Below are 16,932 nucleotides of genomic sequence, written 5' to 3'. Positions count from 1 at the left end.
CTGTCCGGCGTAACCGGATCTTCCCTGCACAGTGCAAGACATCACACATCGTGACCGTGCAGCAATACTCCTGCTGAATGCAAACCTGTTAGGTCTGCACCTCTCCTTCTCCCATCCAGACTATACTGTCGGTTCTGGAATTACACCAGATCAGCCATCTGCCAATGGCAGACAGGTCACGGACTTTGCATCAAGTGCTGGACACATAGTCCTTACACTTCCTGCATCACCGCCGGTAGGGAATTGCACCCTGCCCTGAAGGATTGCTTTCGTTATTACTTGGATGTTAGCACTTTAATGCCAAAAAATCAATTGTTTTTTGTTCCTTTTTGTCACATACTAACTTTTAATAAGCTAAGAAACAACAAAAAACCGCTTCCTCTCAGGAGGTACGGTTTTTGCTTGGAGGCACATTTTCACATCCATCGTATCATTCTACATATCAGGAAAACACCAGCTCGCCATATGCTTTAATTCTTTGGCATTATGATATGGAATGCGGTCAGGTTCTTGCAGGGGCGAAGTCGGAAGCGGGAACTCTCTTGCCACCCTTCTGACCCAACTTGTGGAATCAATCGCAATAGCCGAGCATTTCCAGCGTCCATTCGCTCTCGGTCGAAACGTCCCATGCAAATCTGCTTTTCCCGGCATCTCTGGAAAGACACCATCCAGATATTCGACGATGACGCGCTTGTCTCTGACTTCGTGACAATATACTGTCACCCATACACCTTCCCGGACCCGAACAGCATACACATCGCCAGACTGTACCTCCCCGGTACCTGCATCAGGAGATGCCTTTGGCACTTTTCCGCGAACACTTCTCTTCTTCTCCAATGCACCTAAGATCGTGTCCTTTACAGCTGGACTCTCATCAGGCTTATCCGCAAGAGATATATTATTCAGATCAAACTCATGAAATATCTTGTTCAGGTTGTTCTCATTAATTCCGACAGATGAATCCCACCACGCCAGAGGGGCCTGCACTTCAACCCGCACATTGGGGCGTGCGTCACGTTGCATATAAGAGGTAAATTCCGTGATCATACCAGGATGCTCCGGCGTATCCAGTATGCCAATCAGAGCTAACGTCTCAAGCAAATCACGGTAGGCATATTCCTTCTGTGTAGGCAAAAGACGTTCCTTCTTGAGCGCTACTGCTGCCTTGCTGTAACGTGTTTTGGGAGGTAATTCGCGCAGCACCGTTAACACCGCACGGAATGTCCAGCGGTCATAATCATTGGGTATTGGAATCTCCTTCGCGGTAGCCAGTTCTCGAAGTGCCAACACGCTTCCAAAAGGATCACCGTCCAACGGGGTTCCATTGGTCATCCGCCAATACCATTGCAGCGTCGTGTCGATTGCTTGATCTACACTTAATCCGCAGATCTTGCAAGTGTTCGAAGATGGATATGGCGTATGTTCATGACTTGGCATACTGCTCGCAATAAGCTTGCTTGTAAGCAACGAGCGCCAAATCATGGGTGCTGACCACAAAGAGGATACAAAGGCCTGCGCTGCATCATTGATCGTCCATTGATTTGCAACTTTTTTCAGCTCAGTAATCGTTTCATCATGTTGCGGACGTACAAATCGATTCGGTTCATGCCCGTCTGTCTCAAGCGCTTCTCGATCCTTTACGGATAGACTATCCGGAACAACATGTCGCGATGCCTGCAGTTCTTCATCCCACAACGTGCGCTCACTATAAATTTGTTTTAACAAGCTTAGCTGAGTAACCATATCCAAGATTTTATTCATCCTTTCTAATCATCGATTTCAAGTATGTAACAAAATAAAAAAAGTGCTTCTTTAAAAGAAGCACTTCATGTTTGGATCCAGTTAAAGTGAAGGTATTAAGCTTCTACAACTTCAACAGTTTCCATTTTGTCTTTACCTTCCAAAGCGTCCACGAACTCCATACCTTTAGTTACTTTACCAAATACAGTATGTTGTCCATCCAAATGTGGTTGCGGTTGGTAGCAGATGTAGAACTGGCTTCCACCTGTGTTACGGCCAGCATGTGCCATAGCAAGTGTTCCGCGCTCATGTTTGTTTGGGTTAATTTCACAGTTGATTGTGTAACCTGGGCCACCTGCACCGGAACCGTTAGGGCATCCGCCTTGAGCTACAAAGCCCGGGATAACGCGGTGGAATGTAAGACCATTGTAGAAACCGGAGTTAGCCAGTTTCTCAAAGTTTGCTACTGTGTTTGGAGCTTCTTGATCGAACAGATCGATCAAAACTTCTCCGCCGTTTGCCAATTTAATTTTCGCTTGTTTCGCCATATGTAAATGACTCCTTTCGTATTGACCATCGTTAATGGTACCAGAACGCATGACCCTGGGCCAAGCATTACAGCACTTTTCTTAGTGTACACCGAAAATGTCTGGATCGCAAAAAAAACGACAACTTTTTTCATGATTTAGCTCAAATACGCAAAAAGCAGACGAAAAAGGAAGGTTCCTTTTCATCTGCTTCAACTGCAAAATCCCTATATCTTGAATAATGCAGAACCGCATTATCTTTTGACGAATTAGCGAGTCACTGGCTGTTTGCCAATACGTGCAGGTACCAGGTCATTCTGGATGATATCTTGATACGTCTCACGGCGTACCACGACATCTCCTTGACCGTCTTTGACAAATACAACGGCCGGACGACGAATCCGGTTGTAGTTGCTCGCCATGGAGTAGTTATACGCGCCTGTGCAAGCTACAGCGAGCAGATCGCCGCTTTCCACTTTTGGCAGGTCCAGATCCCAGATCAACATATCGCCACTCTCGCAGCATTTACCCGCAACAGATACCGTTTCCTGAGCAGCCTCATTTGCACGATTGGCAAGCACAGCTTCGTACTTGGATTCATACAAAGCAGGACGTGGGTTATCAGTCATACCACCATCCACGGCAACGTATTTACGCACACCTGGAATGTCTTTGCTTGTTCCAACAGTATACAGCGTTGTTCCCGCTTCACCCACGATGCTGCGGCCTGGTTCAACCCAGATCTCAGGTACGGCATAGCCGATTTGAGCAAAATGATTTTTAACGGCATCTGTAATAGCCTTCACGTATTGCGCAACTTCAAGCGGCGTATCTCCATCGATATAACGGATTCCGAATCCACCACCAAGGTTAACCACTTTGAAAGCAACATTAAGACGCTCATATACACTTGCTGCAAATTCAGCAACACGTTGAACAGCCATCTGGAAGCCTTCAACTTCGAAGATCTGGGAACCAATGTGGGAATGCACACCGAGCAATACCAGGTTGGACTGCTTGGAAGCCAAGTCAATCGCTTCAAATGCTGTACCATTGCCGATATCGAATCCAAATTTCGAATCCGTTTGACCTGTGGAAATATATTCATGCGTATGTGCCTCAACACCAGGCGTCACACGAAGCAAAATGTTCACTTTACGATTTTTGTCCGCTGCTACAGCCTGCAACAGATGCAATTCATTGAAGTTATCAACAACAAAACATCCAATCTCCGCATCAAGAGCCATTTCGATCTCTTCCAACGTTTTGTTGTTACCGTGGAAGTGAATGCGCTCAGCCGGGAATCCTGCTTGCAGTGCAGTAAACAGTTCACCGTCAGATACAACATCCAGGGAAAGTCCTTCTTCTGCTGCAAGGGCACACATCGCCATTACACAGAATGCTTTACTTGCGTAAGCAACCTGGAAGCCCAGTCCGGAAGCACGGAATGCTTCCATGTACTCTCTGCAACGCTCGCGAACCAATTGCTCGTCCACAACATACAGGGGAGTTCCAAATTGTTCTTTCAGATCTGTTGCATCAACTCCGCCAATCTCCAGATGTCCTTGCGCATTTATTTTACTTGTACCATGTAAATACATAATCTGCATTCCTCACTTTTTATATACTGGAACAATTGATATTCCAATGATTTTACACCAGTATATCAAATTAGACAGCGAGATGAATGGATTTTTCGGAAGATCATTTGTGTTTTTTACTTTTTCGCAGTTCCCCGTCCGGATCATCGGACATTTTGGTGTTATCACGGGTTTTATTAAATGATGGACGTTTTTTATTTTCCAGCAACGGTAGCCGGAATAAAAAATTGCCCAGGGCTTTTGCATTAAACGGTATAAAAGGCCAGAGATACGAAGAATTGTACGACCGGTGAACGGTAAGCGCCAATATGAGCAATGTACAGCCCACGACCAATCCCGGAACCTTGAATATCGCTACTGCAATGAGCAGAACTAACCTGACCAACCTGTTGGCAAGACCCAGCTCGTAACTCGGCGTAGCAAACATACCGATGGCTGCGATAGCCATATAGAGTACAACTTCATTGACAAAATATCCTGTTTTGACGGCGATATCCCCGACTAGAATTGCCGCGATCAAGCCCATAGCCGATGCCAGAGGTGTAGGCGTATGGACCGCTGCCATCCGTAATAAATCGACGCCCAGTTCGATCAATAGAAATTGTAGAATCAGCGGTAGCTTTACATTTTCCTGCGGACCAATGAAGTCGAGTCCCATCGGTTTAATCGAAGGGTCAATAACCATGAGAAGCCATAGTGGTAGCAAAAACAACGATATGAGAATCCCTGCAAAACGCACCCATCTTAAATACGTCCCCATCAATGCCGTCTGTCTGTTTTCCTCCGCATGTTCACACAGATCGAAGAAGGTCGTAGGCAAAATCATCACACTTGGGGAAGTGTCTACAAAAATGACAACTCTCCCTTCCAGTAAATGGGAAGCTGTAACATCTGGTCGTTCCGAATAACGAACGAGCGGGAACGGATTCCAACCCTTGTTGATAATCGCTTCCTCTAGCTGCTTGTCGGCTGCGGGAATACCATCGATATCCACTCGCTGTATTTTTTCACGAACGGAATCTACCTGCACTTTATCCACAATATCGTCAATATACACCACACAGACATCGGTTTGTGTTCTCCGCCCCACCTGCATAATTTCGAATTTCAGTCCTGGGTCGCGTATTCTGCGGCGCACCAGGGTTACATTGGTCAGGAGCGTTTCGGTAAAGCCGTCTCTGGAACCTCGGACTACCCTTTCCAATGAAGGTTCTTCGGGTGAACGTACCGGATAACTCCGGGTATCCATAATTAAGACCGAGCGGTCCCCTTCAACGAACATTGCGCTCATCCCGGTAAGAACCTTGTTGATGACCGCACTCATCTTGTCGACTTTTTCCACCTGAATATGGGGAATGTAACATTCAAAATAGGATTTGAGAGCATGTCCGGACACGTCATCTGGCGTGAGATAGGTCAGTCTTTTCAATACTTCAAGCAAAATCTCATCCTTGGCAAAGCCCGTGATCATCAGCAATCCAACGTGCTTGCCCCCCAGGACCATTTCCCTCATATTAACGTCGAACGATTCTCCAAGCCCCAGTACCTGTTGCAGCGTATATTTGTTCTCACTCATGCGTGGGGAGATATCATCGTTTTCCTGCCAATATTGTACGGATTCCTCAATGCTGTCGGACATCTCATTTTGTTTTTTCTTATTGTACGCTTTCTCCTCTTCTTCCTTCTGAATCTCATAAGCAGACTTGTGTAACATCTCTTCCGTTATACCTTCACTATTTTCCTGGCCTGTGTGCTCCGTTCGTTCATCCATCTTCCATCCTCCTATGGCCACGAGTTACCGCTGATATATGAAAAAATCAAACAGGGAACCTGTCATTTTGCCCAAAATCATGGCGAGCAGTAATCCAAACAAATAAGGTTTCATGCCCAATCGTTTGGCTAATACGGGCAGTACATTGAGTACCTCAGTGAGCGCCGCGGCCAGCAGGCCGATGAACACGCCACAGAACAAACCAACAATCGGGCTGAGCAGCAGCACCCCATGCATTTTCCAGTGCCAGAAGTCCGCCACGGTCCCGAGCAGTGAACCACCTATTAGCGCCCCTTCGTACCAGTGAGTCCTGTCATACGATTGCGTAAGTTGAGCCAACCTTGGGATCATATCGAGCACCAGAATGAGCGCAATTACGCCGCTCCCTACGGCAATTCCCCCTGCAATACCTAATACAATGCTGATTGCTCCATTAAGAACGCTCATCCGCATTCATCTCCCTGCGTTCCTGCTCATGCATCCGTTCGCTCTCTTCAATCACCACATATTTATCTACATTTTGCTGGTATAGAAACATCTCCACTTCTAGCGGGGTAGGTTCCTCATTCCACTTTTTCTTGAACAAATGATTAAAAAATACGGCCATTCCGAATCCAATGCCAATGGAATACGCCACTTGGAACAAATAGGGATGTTCGTCCCGATGCCCAGTAAGCATCTCCACAATACGAATCTGTACTTCCTGCATGTTCACATCGGCATGAAAATTCATGATGGTTAAGGCTGATCCAAAGAACAGCAGCAGCCAAACCAGAATGAATAGGGACTTGGAAGGTTGACCATTTCCCGCAATGACTTCAACCAACGTATGACCTGATCCCATCAGTTCCACAGTTACCTCCGGCAAGATGTGCCGAATTCGGGGAATAATCTGCAATATATCAATGAGGATCAGATTGCCATCCTCCGGTCCAGGGCGCAGCAGTTCAAGCTCCAGTAGCCTGCCCTCCTGGTCTTCAGATGAGGTCAGTACATGTGCAATGTCTCCAAGCTTGACTGCTCTGCCCCTCTGGATGCGAATACGGCTGCGCAGACGAATATAGACCATTGGAGTGGGTGTCTGGGACATCCATAGCACTCCTTTACTGCGTAATTTAGGTTAGTATTTGAAGAATGTGCAAATTTATTACAAACGGGTTGGAAAAAAGGTGGAAGGGTGAGTTGGCGCTGCGGGATGGATCGGTCATTGGTCGCTGTTGCTCGGGGGAGGATACACCCAGACACTCCGACGGCAGACCAACCTTCTGATCGCTGTTGTCTCCAAATTCTTTTGATTGATTTCTAAGTGTTAGAAATTTGGAGACAAAGGCGAACGCTTCGCTTCTTCAGGTCTAATCTGCCGCCTGCGTTGCTTGTGTATTATTAGGCAAGCCCGCTTCGCTCCTTTTGACCGATTCCATCCCTCCGCTGCCCATCGTCCTCCCGTTTCCAAACGTTTGAAATAAATATGCTGGGGAGGTGGCAGGAAGGGAATTCAAAGAAGAGCTTTTGGGGGTTATTTGGCTCAAAATTCTATGACTCCTGAAGTTATCTTCTGAATACAACATAGACTACAACTTTGTAGAGATTTGGAGCCGAAGGCGAAGGCTTGGCTTCTTCAGGTCTAATCTGCCGCCTGCGTTGCTTGTGTATTATTAGGCAAGCCCGCTTCGCTCCTTTTGACCGATTCCATCCCTCCGCTGCCCATCGTCCTCCCGTTTCCAAACGTTTGAAATAAATATGCTGGGGAGGTGGCAGGAAGGGAATTCAAAGAAGAGCTTTTGGGGGTTATTTGGCTCAAAATTCTATGACTCCTGAAGTTATCTTCTGAATACAACATAGACTACAACTTTGTAGAGATTTGGAGCCGAAGGCGAAGGCTTGGCTTCTTCAGGTCTAATCTGCCGCCTGCGTTGCTTGTGTATTATTAGGCAAGCCCGCTTCGCTCCTTTTGACCGATTCCATCCCTCCGCTGCCCATCGTCCTCCCGTTTCCAAACGTTTGAAATAAATATGCTGGGGAGGTGGCAGGAAGGGAATTCAAAGAAGAGCTTTTGGGGGTTATTTGGCTCAAAATTCTATGACTCCTGAAGTTATCTTCTGAATACAACATTGACTACAACTTTGTAGAGATTTGGAGCCGAAGGCGAAGGCTTGGCTTCTTTAGGTCTAATCTGCCGCCTGCGTTGCTTGTGTATCCTTAGGTAAGCCCTCACGCTTCGCTCCTTTTGACCGATTCCATCCCTCCGCTACCCATCGTCCTCCCGCTTCCAAACGTTTGTAATAAATATGCTGGGAGTAGGCAGGAAGGGAATTGGACGATGAGCTTTTGGGGTTATTTTGCTCAAGAATTTAATGACTTGTGAAGGTAGCTTCGGGATATTAATTTTAGAAATTTGGGGGTTTGAGGCGTAACGGAGTGTGAAGCATTATTTTACATATCAAAAAAGTCGCCGTATGGGCGACTTTTTTTGATATTGGTAGATAGTCACGGATCATGTAACAATAACTCAACAATTATGTTCTTTTTCTCTTTTGTTCAATTCAGCTCTAAATCGTAAAGGGGTTGAATTCATTGTTTTGCGGAATTGGTTAATGTAATAACTTGTGCTGTTAAAACCGACCTCATAGGCAATTTCGGTGATGCTACGCTTGGACGATTGCAATAGTTCAATGCTTCTTTGGATGCGGTACTCTATCACATATTGCATGGGTGTAGTTTTCAGGATTTGCTTGAAATAACGGCATGTCTCTGATCGACTTAACTGTCCGGACTTTGCAATATCTTCCAGCTTAATTGGATCGGCATAATTGAGATTAATCCATTGCAACATGTCTTTCATTCGATTGTTTCTGCTCATCTCTGATGGATCATGTTTTAGAGAGTATCCGTTCATAATCAGCAGTTTCCACATATTCAACACCATAGAAGCAACATTCACTTCGTAAAAAGGATCTTGGTGCACTAGCTCCTTTCTAATCCGTGCAATAGCATCCAGGATCTGTTCTCCCCAAGCGTTAGCTCTTTCGATATACAGAAAAGGCAAATTAGTTGCCGTAACATATGGATGTACGTACTTTATATACAAATCCGAAGGCATGATAACATGTGGGGACAAATTCAGACATAAATAAATGCAGTTCTCGCTCACACCGCGATCCTCAGCCATATGCATTACTCCACTGTTGATAAAAATCCCGTCACCTTTGGACAAAATCATCTTTTGATCGTTGATATGAAACAACGCCGTACCCTGAAGAACGGCAACAAACTGCAATTCATCATGCCAGTGGAGAGGAATATGTCCGTGAACATTTTGAACAATGGTTGTCTCATAACAGGCTATAGATAATGTATCGGTACGGTGTTGCGTCATTTCTTTCAAATGTTGATCAATGATAAATTCAATCTTCTGCATGGCCCTCATCTCAATATAGTTATATTTTTAAGTGTAATATTGATATAAATGTACCTCATTTCTCCTTAATATAACACTATTCTTATATTTAAGGTGAGGCGAACAAGAATGACAACTTCTGCAAAATCCAAAATTTCAGGCATCATACTCGTTCTGACGGGAGCCATCTGCTGGGGCATTGGGGGGACAGTATCTCAAAAACTGTTTCAACTGGATGGAATTGAAGTCAATTGGTATGTCACTGTACGATTGTTGATTGCTGGGTTACTATTACTGGTTATTCAATCGTTTACAAATGGACGATTTCAGATTTTTGATGTGTGGAGAAATAAAAAAACGGCTGGACAGCTGATCATTTTTGGATTGGTGGGCATGCTTGCCGTTCAGTATACGTACATGGCATCCATTAAACACGGCAATTCAGCGGTGGCTACACTCCTGCAGTACCTGTCCCCGGTCATGATCATGATTTACATCGCACTCCGTAAGCAGTCTGTCCTCACACGCAATGACCTTGCATGCGCCGTTCTGGCTCTCGGTGGGTGTTTTTTCCTGCTGACGAATGGCTCACTTACGCGGTTATCTGTCTCCTCGCTCGCAGTGATATGGGGCCTGTTATCTGGGGTTTCAGCTGCATTTTATACGCTGTATGCCGTGCAACTGATTAAAAAATTCGATTCACTTGTTGTGGTTGGCTGGGCTATGATCATCGGTGGTTTGGGAATGAGTTTTATTCACCCGCCCTGGAAAACGAATTTCGCTAGCATCACGCTTGAAACCTACGGTTATTTGATATTTACGATCCTTTTTGGAACCATGATTGCTTTTTGGTTTTATATTGCGAGTCTCAAAAGTCTTACTCCCAAGGAAACTAGTCTGCTCGGGAGCGCAGAGCCCCTTGCTGCTGTTGGAACAACCGTCATATGGCTCCATGAACCTTTTGGCTTCTATCAATGGATTGGCATGGCATGTATTCTTGGCATGATGCTGGTCATGCAGTCCAATCGTTCAGGATCTTCCCGTATTAACAACAACAAATAACCTCCCTCGCCATAACGCGCGATAGAAGGTTGTTAGTTGTCGTATATTGGTACATAAGCGCCAATATTGTTGTTGCACTCCACAAAATCACTGCGCGATCTGGTCGCGGATGGATTGCAGTATTTTTTTCTCCAGACGTGATACCTGTACCTGAGATATTCCCAGCCTGCTGGCAACCTCGGATTGGGTCTGATCCCGGTAATACCGAAGATAAACGATTAACCGCTCCCGCTCACTGAGACCACCGATGGCTTCGTTCAGCGCCAGCTTGTCAAACCAACGTTCCTGAGACTCGTCGGCAATCTGATCCATTAACGTAATAGGATCACCGTCATTCTCGAATACCGTCTCATGGATGGAGGTCGGTGGTTTGTTCGCTTCCTGGGCAAATACGACTTCCTCCGGGGTTACCCCCAGCTCTGCGGCAACTTCCTTAATCGTTGGCAAACGATCCAAATGTTTAGACAGTTCGTCCCTTTTTTTGCGGACTTTATTCGCCATCTCTTTCAGTGAACGACTGACCTTCAAGGTACCGTCATCCCGCAGGAATCGCTGGATTTCTCCGATGATCATCGGTACCGCGTAGGTTGAGAACTTCACGTCATAACTGAGATCGAATTTGTCTACTGACTTGAGCAGACCGATACAACCAATCTGGAACAGATCTTCCGGATCATATCCCCTGTTCATAAAACGCTGTACGACGGACCAGACGAGTCTGATGTTGCAGTTCACCAGCGTATCCCGTGAGACATGGTCACCCGACTGACTGAGCGCAATCAGCCGTTTGACCTCGGCATCGTCCAAATAGGTCTGTGAAGATGGTTTCACTTCAGCATCCATAAGAACACCAACCCCTAATTATACAATGCTTTCTTGGATTCAATCCTTTTTTTCATCTTGATGGAGGTGCCTCTGCCGGGCTCACTGCTGACTTCGAATTCATCCATAAAGTTTTCCATAATGGTGAAGCCCATGCCCGATCGCTCAAGTTCGGGTTTGGACGTATATAGCGGCTGCTTGGCCAGTTCAAGATCTTCGATTCCTTCACCGCGGTCTTCCACAATAATGGTGATCATGTCTTCCCGAATCTCGGCCTGGATGGACACAACACCCTCGGAGTTATTGTTGTATCCGTGGATGATACTGTTGGTCACGGCTTCCGAAATGACCGTCTTCAGGTCACTGAGCTCGTCCATCGTTGGATCAAGCTGGGAGATAAATGCAGCAACGGTTACCCGTGCAAACGATTCATTCTCTGACTTGGCCGCGAATTGCAGATTCATGAAATTTGTCCCTGTTCCTTCATTCATGAGACGACCTCCAGACCTGAGAGAGCAGTTCCCTCATTTTCGTATATCGGCATAATCTTGAACAGACCCGACATTTCCAGCAAACGGTACACTGGCGAATTGACGTCACAGACCACCATCTTGCCACCTTTATTCTTAATGAGCTTGTATCTTCCCAAAATGACACCCAGACCTGAACTGTCCATAAATTGCAGATCTTTCAGGCTGAGTACCAGATGCTCGCTTTGTCTCCGCTGGATAGCTTCATCCATTTGCATCCGTACCATGTCAGCTGTATGGTGATCCAGCTCCCCGGATAATCGTACAATCAGAATCCCGCGATGGTGTTCCATTTCCACATGCAAGTTCACGTTTGCTCACTCTCCTCCCTGTCTTAGAACAAGGATTTCTACGCTTCCGAAGGCTTTTCCTGCCCCCCGACAAAACTAGAAGAAAACCCCTATTTAACTACAAAATATGTTCGAAGGATACGTGCAACTCGCAGAAATCGCCGTTTAGTCAAACAGGTTGGACGTTGTCCGCTTGAACAGCTTCCACCAGCCAGCCTTATTCACATCCTGCGGAGCCTGAATGTCGAACTCCTTAATCACGTCATTGCCCTGGTAGACCACCAGTTTACCAATACTTTGCCCGGCTTTGATCGGAGCTTTCAATTCTTTGGCAACCAGCAATTCATGCCGGATGTCATTGGATTTGGCTCCTTTGCGCATCAGCACACTATAATTTTGCGTGGCATTCAGAGGCAACTCGGTAACTTCACCTTTTTCGATCTTCAGACTACCCAGCAGATCCCCTGCCTTGTAGAGCGCCTTCATCGTATATTGACTGAACGCATAGTCAAACATCGAAGATACTTCGCTGTTCCGTGTTTTGGTATTTGGTTCACCGAGTACCACGGAAACGACACGCAGTCCATCTTTGGACGCTGTTGCAGACAAGCAGAATTTCGCTTCGGAGGTATAACCTGTTTTCAAACCGTCTGCCCCTTGATAAAAACGAACCAGCTTGTTTGTGTTCACTAGCCAAAATGGCTTTTCCGAATCTTTGCGAAGATAATCCTGATATGCACCAGTGTACTTTGTAATCCCGGAATGCTTCAGCAGTTCACGGCTCATGACAGCAATGTCATGAGCAGACGAATAATGATTATCGACCGGCAGACCGTTACAGTTGGCAAAATGAGTATCCTTCATGCCAAGCTCCTTCGCACGCTCATTCATCAGCTGTACAAAAGCTTCTTCCGAGCCAGCAATCTTCTCGGCCATAGCAACAGAGGCATCATTGCCTGATGCCATGGCAATCCCTTTTAACATATCATCGACCGTCATTTCTTCCCCAGGCTCCAGAAAGATCTGCGAACCGCCCATGGAAGCTGCATATTCGCTCGTTCTTACTTTGTCCGTCAGCTTCAGTTTGCCCGAGTCGATCGCTTCGATCGTAAGCAGCATTGTCATAATTTTTGTAATGCTCGCCGGAGGCAGTTGATCATGACTGTTTTTCTCATAAATGACCGTTCCCGTATCTGCATCCATTAAGATCGCAGAGCGCGCCGACGGGGCCAGATCAGTTCCTCCTGCTGCCTTCGGTTTTTCTTCAGCCAATGCTGTTGATGCCATAAGGGACAGCAGAATACAAAGGGTCATGAACGATGCCATTATTCTTTTCTTCACAAGGTTACCTCCTCAAATGACTTGCTTACTGCATGTTCCATGCATGTACTGCTAATCATTGTCGGCCCGTTTCCAGTAAATTATTCCATGTAAAGCATGATTTCCCGAACTTTTATTGAAAATGTGGTCAAAGCAAAAAAACGCACTGCATTCAACGAATGAGTAACCGTACGTTTATCACAACAAAAAAAGGTTACCCCCGATGATTTCTCATCTAAAGAGGTAACCCTATCTACTCAAATCTTGCTTACATTTGTGGAATAACCGCCAATACCAGCGCCAGGAACGACTCACGAACACGTTCCGTCGTTTCCATCACCTCATCATGTGACAGCGGCTGGTCCAGAATTCCGGCAGCCATGTTGCTGATACAGGAAATACCGAGTACTTCCAGACCTGCGTGGCGTGCCACGATCACTTCAGATACAGTGGACATGCCCACTGCGTCTGCGCCCAATGTACGCAGCATTCTGATCTCTGCTGGTGTCTCATAGTTCGGACCGAGCATACCTGCGTATACCCCTTCACGTACGTTAAAACCTTGTGAAGCGGCCGTATCCTTCGCCAGCGCACGCAAACGGCGGCTATATGCTTCGGACAGATCCGGGAAACGCACGCCCAGTGCAGCGTCATTTGGTCCGATCAGTGGATTTTTGCCTGTGAGATTTAAGTGATCAGAGATCAGCATCAAGTCTCCAGCTTCATACGACGTATTCACGCCGCCCGCAGCATTGGTTACAAGCAGGCTGCTTACACCCAGTTCTTTCATAACCCGTACAGGGAAAGCTGTCAATTCCGGACCATATCCTTCGTACATGTGGAAACGGCCTTTCATCATCACAACTGGACGACCTTTAATGGTTCCAACCAATAGTTCACCTTCATGTCCTTCTACTGTGGACACTGGAAAATGAGGAATATCCTGATAAGCAATACTTACGCCATCTTCAATCAGTTCTGCCAGTACGCCAAGACCCGAACCCAAAATCAAACCGACTTCCGGCTTGATGGAGCTTTTGCTTTGAATATAAGATGCTGCTTCCGAAATCATTTGTTGGTTTAATGCTGTCATGCGATGTATGTTCCTCCTTGAGTTGAAACGATCCGTCTTATGTATAACGGCGTTTGGATGTATTCAATTTATTTTATCCTAAATCGGCCCAATGTTCCGCATTTATTTGTGAATGCCATGCGTCAAAATCTATCTTGCCCTCGGATGATGGGTTTCATAGATTTCTTTCATGGTTTTGCGTCCATGATTGCCATATTGTTGTCCAGGCTGCTCCACGTGACCCAGCATGTCTTGAACCGCACGTGTATCCGCCCCATTGGCAATCAGGTGTGCCGCAAAGGAATGACGCAGTGTATGCGGCGTAATTTCTTCCGAGATTCCTGCGTCCACCGCCGCTTTTTTGAGCAGCTTCCAGAAGCCCTGCCGGGTTAAACGTCTCCCAGATACATTCACGAAAAGTGCCTGCTCGTCCGAATCGGTTTTGAGCAACTTGTTGCGGAATTCCTCCACATATACACTTGCCCAATGTGCAGCTGGCGCACCGATGGGAAGGATACGTTCCTTGCCCGCCCCACCGCATCGTATAAAACGCATGCCTGGCTGTACATCCCGAATGTCAAGGGCAATCAGTTCCGAGACCCGAATGCCTGTGGCATATAACAGTTCAAGCATCGCTCGATCTCTCACACCCTGCGGTGAACGAATATCAGGCGCTGTCAGCAGTTGTTCGATCTCTTGGATACTTAACACCTGTGGTGGCGTCTTGTCCGCCTTGGGAGCTTCCACATCAAACGTAGGGTCCTGTATAATATCACCCCGCCGCAGCAAAAAATGAAAGTAGGAGCGCAGAGATACGATGCTGCGGGCAATGGTTGCATTGGCACGTCCTGCCTGTTTGAGCTGACCTGCAAACAGGACGACATGTGTGCGTCTGACCTGATCGGCTTCGCGTATGCCATATTCCTTATCAGCAAATTCAATGAACTTGTCCACGTCTCGGAGATACGATTCAAGCGTGCTGCTCGACATCCCTTTATCATCTTCCAAGTATAAGGCATAGGCGTGTATCGTCTGTTTCATGTACAACGCTCCTCAACTGACAGATCTGCCGCTCTGGCAGACTGCTCCCGTATTTGCATCCCTGGCTGTTCGAAGCTACTCCCCGTACCAATAGAACAAACGGAGACGCTCTGCCATCGTAGGACGTCCTTCTCCATTACCCGGCCAATCCGTTTCCTGAAATACTTTGATTGCATTGCCAGTTGGCATCTGATACTGATCCACAGGTGAGATCCAGCCATTAAAAAGATCCAGAACATGATAGAACAGATAAACTAATGCGGCAAAAACTATGATAAATCGAATAAAACGGAGCCCTCTCCGCACTGATATAATCATGGGCGCGTCCCCTCCTGATTCGAATCCGGTATTGTCCTTGAATCAGGGTATGTCCATTAACACAGGTTTATGCCATTCGGGGGAAACTCCAGATCATGTCCGGTGCCAAAAAAGCTCTCCCGTCAAAACCGCCGGTGAGAGCTTGAAGATATGCTATGTTATTCTTCATCTTTGGGTTTCTGTTCATTTTTAGCTTTGCAACGATAACAAATTCCATGAAAGTCCAGTCGGTGATCTACTACCGAAAAGTTGAATTCCCGCTCCAAACGCTCTTCAAGCGGTCCAAGCCAGTCTTCACGTATTTCATCCATACTTCCGCATTGAACACAGATTAAGTGATGATGGTGATGCTTGGATGTATCTCCGCGCAGATCATAACGCGCTACACCGTCGCCGAAGTTGATTTTCTCTACAACATGCAGCTCACTCAGCAGTTCGAGGGTACGGTACACGGTTGCCAGACCGATTTCGGGAGCCTTTTCTTTAACGAGCATGAATACATCTTCTGCGCTCAGATGATCTTCTTCATTCTCAAGAAGTACTCTTAAGGTGGCTTCCCGCTGGGGCGTTAATTTATATCCTTGGGACTGTAGTTGCTGCTTAATTTTATCAATCCGTGCTTCCATTTTCTCCCTCCCCCTAGGAAATCACTGCACACTGCAACTTAACCCACTCTTTTCATTATAGGGGGAGTGCGTAATTAAAGTCAACATTTTACACTATACGGTACACGTTAGGCCGGTAGTAGCATTGGCGTGACCCAACGCATCATCGCAGGTGTAACCCATGTTTCAAAAGACGCCACGCCGAGCAGCAGTGCAGCCATAACCAAAGTTAACACTATATATGAAGCAAAAGGCCTTTGTCGACCCGGTGTTCGCTGCATCAAAACACGATTACGAATGATGTATAACGAAAACGTCATCGCCGCTACACTGCAGATCAGCAGGATCGGAATGACGAATAGATTATGAGGTGCCACGGACACCAGTGCAAACAGAAGCCCTTTCCAGGAATACTGGCCAACAAGGTACCCTACCGTGAATCCAATGAGCACACCTTTTAGAAAATCCAGAACCAGTATACCGGGCAGTCCAACAACGGATAAACCCAGAATAAAGATCAGACCCACCCATTTCAGGTGAAGCATGGCAATGTCCCAATATGCCCCGGTCTCAGTCACTTGTGCACTGTGCTGCACGGTCATGAAGAAATTGCCGAGATAACCCTCCAGATCCTGACGTTGCTCAAGAGACAATGCGTTGACCATGAGCGCGCCAAAAATGACGCCGACCAGAAACAAGACGGCCACGAATACATATAACGAAGTCTGACCTTTAAATGTAAAGTAGGAAGAGCGCATACAGGTACGAGTCCCCTTTCCGGTATCATGCTGCAAGGATTCTCAGTTACATCCTCATAGTCATTCTTATGAACCGGA

General features: G+C 46.5%; 17 protein-coding genes and 1 riboswitch. Of the genes, 1 reads left to right on the top strand and 16 read right to left on the bottom strand.

Annotation, left to right across the window (positions count from 1 at the left end; all coding sequences use genetic code 11):
• Window positions 1–99 precede the first annotated feature (99 nt).
• Window positions 100–267: riboswitch (FMN riboswitch) on the bottom strand.
• Window positions 268–435: 168 nt separating this feature from the next.
• The 7 genes from ACE04G_RS30980 to ACE04G_RS30950 all read right to left on the bottom strand — a co-directional run bounded on the left by ACE04G_RS30980 (window position 436) and on the right by ACE04G_RS30950 (window position 9,057).
• The gene (locus tag ACE04G_RS30980) at window positions 436–1,743 is read right to left on the bottom strand and encodes a hypothetical protein (RefSeq protein ID WP_449005419.1); all 1,308 of its coding nucleotides are present in this window, start codon (window positions 1,741–1,743) and stop codon (window positions 436–438) included.
• Window positions 1,744–1,856: 113 nt separating this feature from the next.
• Window positions 1,857–2,288 carry a peptidylprolyl isomerase gene (locus ACE04G_RS30975; RefSeq protein WP_017687646.1) on the bottom strand — a complete coding sequence of 144 codons (432 nt, stop codon included), beginning with the start codon at window positions 2,286–2,288 and terminating at the stop codon, window positions 1,857–1,859.
• 248 nt (window positions 2,289–2,536) lie between these two features.
• Window positions 2,537–3,868: a diaminopimelate decarboxylase gene (gene lysA, locus ACE04G_RS30970; protein WP_017687645.1), complete on the bottom strand. Its 1,332-nt coding sequence runs from the start codon at window positions 3,866–3,868 to the stop codon at window positions 2,537–2,539.
• A 103-nt stretch (window positions 3,869–3,971) separates the two neighbouring features.
• On the bottom strand, window positions 3,972–5,639 hold the full coding sequence (locus tag ACE04G_RS30965) for a spore germination protein (RefSeq protein ID WP_221822084.1): 1,668 nt from the start codon (window positions 5,637–5,639) through the stop codon (window positions 3,972–3,974).
• Window positions 5,640–5,663: 24 nt separating this feature from the next.
• Entirely contained in the window at window positions 5,664–6,092 is a 429-nt protein-coding gene (locus ACE04G_RS30960; RefSeq protein ID WP_221822086.1) for a stage V sporulation protein AB, read from the bottom strand.
• Window positions 6,073–6,729: a stage V sporulation protein AA gene (locus ACE04G_RS30955; RefSeq protein WP_076215849.1), complete on the bottom strand. Its 657-nt coding sequence runs from the start codon at window positions 6,727–6,729 to the stop codon at window positions 6,073–6,075. Before ACE04G_RS30955 ends, ACE04G_RS30960 begins: the two co-directional genes overlap by 20 nt.
• 1,419 nt (window positions 6,730–8,148) lie before the next feature.
• The gene (locus ACE04G_RS30950) at window positions 8,149–9,057 is read right to left on the bottom strand and encodes an AraC family transcriptional regulator (RefSeq protein ID WP_449005411.1); all 909 of its coding nucleotides are present in this window, start codon (window positions 9,055–9,057) and stop codon (window positions 8,149–8,151) included.
• A gap of 108 nt (window positions 9,058–9,165) precedes the next feature.
• Here ACE04G_RS30950 and ACE04G_RS30945 point away from each other — a divergent pair, with 108 nt between their 5' ends.
• The gene (locus tag ACE04G_RS30945; protein WP_449005410.1) at window positions 9,166–10,098 is read left to right on the top strand and encodes a DMT family transporter; all 933 of its coding nucleotides are present in this window, start codon (window positions 9,166–9,168) and stop codon (window positions 10,096–10,098) included.
• Between the two features lie 87 nt (window positions 10,099–10,185).
• Here ACE04G_RS30945 and sigF read toward each other — a convergent pair whose 3' ends face one another.
• The 9 genes from sigF to spoIIM form a co-directional block, all read right to left on the bottom strand.
• On the bottom strand, window positions 10,186–10,941 hold the full coding sequence (sigF, locus tag ACE04G_RS30940) for an RNA polymerase sporulation sigma factor SigF (protein WP_036607856.1): 756 nt from the start codon (window positions 10,939–10,941) through the stop codon (window positions 10,186–10,188).
• Window positions 10,942–10,955: 14 nt separating this feature from the next.
• Window positions 10,956–11,411 (bottom strand): anti-sigma F factor, encoded by a 456-nt coding sequence (gene spoIIAB, locus ACE04G_RS30935; RefSeq protein WP_036672324.1) that lies wholly within the window; start codon window positions 11,409–11,411, stop codon window positions 10,956–10,958.
• Window positions 11,408–11,761 carry an anti-sigma F factor antagonist gene (gene spoIIAA, locus ACE04G_RS30930; protein ID WP_017687636.1) on the bottom strand — a complete coding sequence of 118 codons (354 nt, stop codon included), beginning with the start codon at window positions 11,759–11,761 and terminating at the stop codon, window positions 11,408–11,410. The genes spoIIAB and spoIIAA overlap by 4 nt, the downstream gene beginning before the upstream one ends.
• 144 nt (window positions 11,762–11,905) lie before the next feature.
• Window positions 11,906–13,081 (bottom strand): D-alanyl-D-alanine carboxypeptidase family protein, encoded by a 1,176-nt coding sequence (locus ACE04G_RS30925; protein WP_445252477.1) that lies wholly within the window; start codon window positions 13,079–13,081, stop codon window positions 11,906–11,908.
• Between the two features lie 247 nt (window positions 13,082–13,328).
• Window positions 13,329–14,153: a purine-nucleoside phosphorylase gene (locus ACE04G_RS30920; protein ID WP_091018093.1), complete on the bottom strand. Its 825-nt coding sequence runs from the start codon at window positions 14,151–14,153 to the stop codon at window positions 13,329–13,331.
• Window positions 14,154–14,282: 129 nt separating this feature from the next.
• Complete coding sequence (locus tag ACE04G_RS30915; protein ID WP_339304835.1) at window positions 14,283–15,173, bottom strand: tyrosine recombinase; 891 nt, start codon at window positions 15,171–15,173, stop codon at window positions 14,283–14,285.
• Between the two features lie 75 nt (window positions 15,174–15,248).
• Window positions 15,249–15,491: a DUF4227 family protein gene (locus ACE04G_RS30910; protein WP_076215836.1), complete on the bottom strand. Its 243-nt coding sequence runs from the start codon at window positions 15,489–15,491 to the stop codon at window positions 15,249–15,251.
• 158 nt (window positions 15,492–15,649) lie between these two features.
• Window positions 15,650–16,117, bottom strand: a complete 468-nt coding sequence (fur, locus tag ACE04G_RS30905) for a ferric iron uptake transcriptional regulator (protein WP_036607866.1) — start codon at window positions 16,115–16,117, stop codon at window positions 15,650–15,652.
• A gap of 107 nt (window positions 16,118–16,224) precedes the next feature.
• Complete coding sequence (gene spoIIM, locus ACE04G_RS30900; protein ID WP_017687629.1) at window positions 16,225–16,854, bottom strand: stage II sporulation protein M; 630 nt, start codon at window positions 16,852–16,854, stop codon at window positions 16,225–16,227.
• Window positions 16,855–16,932 lie beyond the last annotated feature (78 nt).

This window comes from Paenibacillus sp. AGC31 (assembly GCF_057334655.1).
The sequence above is the reverse complement of the archived record's forward strand: the minus strand, read 5'-3'. Positions and strand labels throughout refer to the sequence as shown.

What these genes read in the sequence shown, in the direction of transcription:
- ACE04G_RS30980 (WP_449005419.1), bottom strand. Translation starts at nt 1,743, where the DNA reads ATGGTTACTCAGCTAAGCTTGTTAAAACAAATTTATAGTGAGCGCACG.
- ACE04G_RS30975 (WP_017687646.1), bottom strand. Translation starts at nt 2,288, where the DNA reads ATGGCGAAACAAGCGAAAATTAAATTGGCAAACGGCGGAGAAGTTTTG.
- lysA (WP_017687645.1), bottom strand. Translation starts at nt 3,868, where the DNA reads ATGTATTTACATGGTACAAGTAAAATAAATGCGCAAGGACATCTGGAG.
- ACE04G_RS30965 (WP_221822084.1), bottom strand. Translation starts at nt 5,639, where the DNA reads ATGGATGAACGAACGGAGCACACAGGCCAGGAAAATAGTGAAGGTATA.
- ACE04G_RS30960 (WP_221822086.1), bottom strand. Translation starts at nt 6,092, where the DNA reads ATGCGGATGAGCGTTCTTAATGGAGCAATCAGCATTGTATTAGGTATT.
- ACE04G_RS30955 (WP_076215849.1), bottom strand. Translation starts at nt 6,729, where the DNA reads ATGTCCCAGACACCCACTCCAATGGTCTATATTCGTCTGCGCAGCCGT.
- ACE04G_RS30950 (WP_449005411.1), bottom strand. Translation starts at nt 9,057, where the DNA reads ATGCAGAAGATTGAATTTATCATTGATCAACATTTGAAAGAAATGACG.
- ACE04G_RS30945 (WP_449005410.1), top strand. Translation starts at nt 9,166, where the DNA reads ATGACAACTTCTGCAAAATCCAAAATTTCAGGCATCATACTCGTTCTG.
- sigF (WP_036607856.1), bottom strand. Translation starts at nt 10,941, where the DNA reads ATGGATGCTGAAGTGAAACCATCTTCACAGACCTATTTGGACGATGCC.
- spoIIAB (WP_036672324.1), bottom strand. Translation starts at nt 11,411, where the DNA reads ATGAATGAAGGAACAGGGACAAATTTCATGAATCTGCAATTCGCGGCC.
- ACE04G_RS30920 (WP_091018093.1), bottom strand. Translation starts at nt 14,153, where the DNA reads ATGACAGCATTAAACCAACAAATGATTTCGGAAGCAGCATCTTATATT.
- ACE04G_RS30915 (WP_339304835.1), bottom strand. Translation starts at nt 15,173, where the DNA reads ATGAAACAGACGATACACGCCTATGCCTTATACTTGGAAGATGATAAA.
- ACE04G_RS30910 (WP_076215836.1), bottom strand. Translation starts at nt 15,491, where the DNA reads ATGATTATATCAGTGCGGAGAGGGCTCCGTTTTATTCGATTTATCATA.
- fur (WP_036607866.1), bottom strand. Translation starts at nt 16,117, where the DNA reads ATGGAAGCACGGATTGATAAAATTAAGCAGCAACTACAGTCCCAAGGA.
- spoIIM (WP_017687629.1), bottom strand. Translation starts at nt 16,854, where the DNA reads ATGCGCTCTTCCTACTTTACATTTAAAGGTCAGACTTCGTTATATGTA.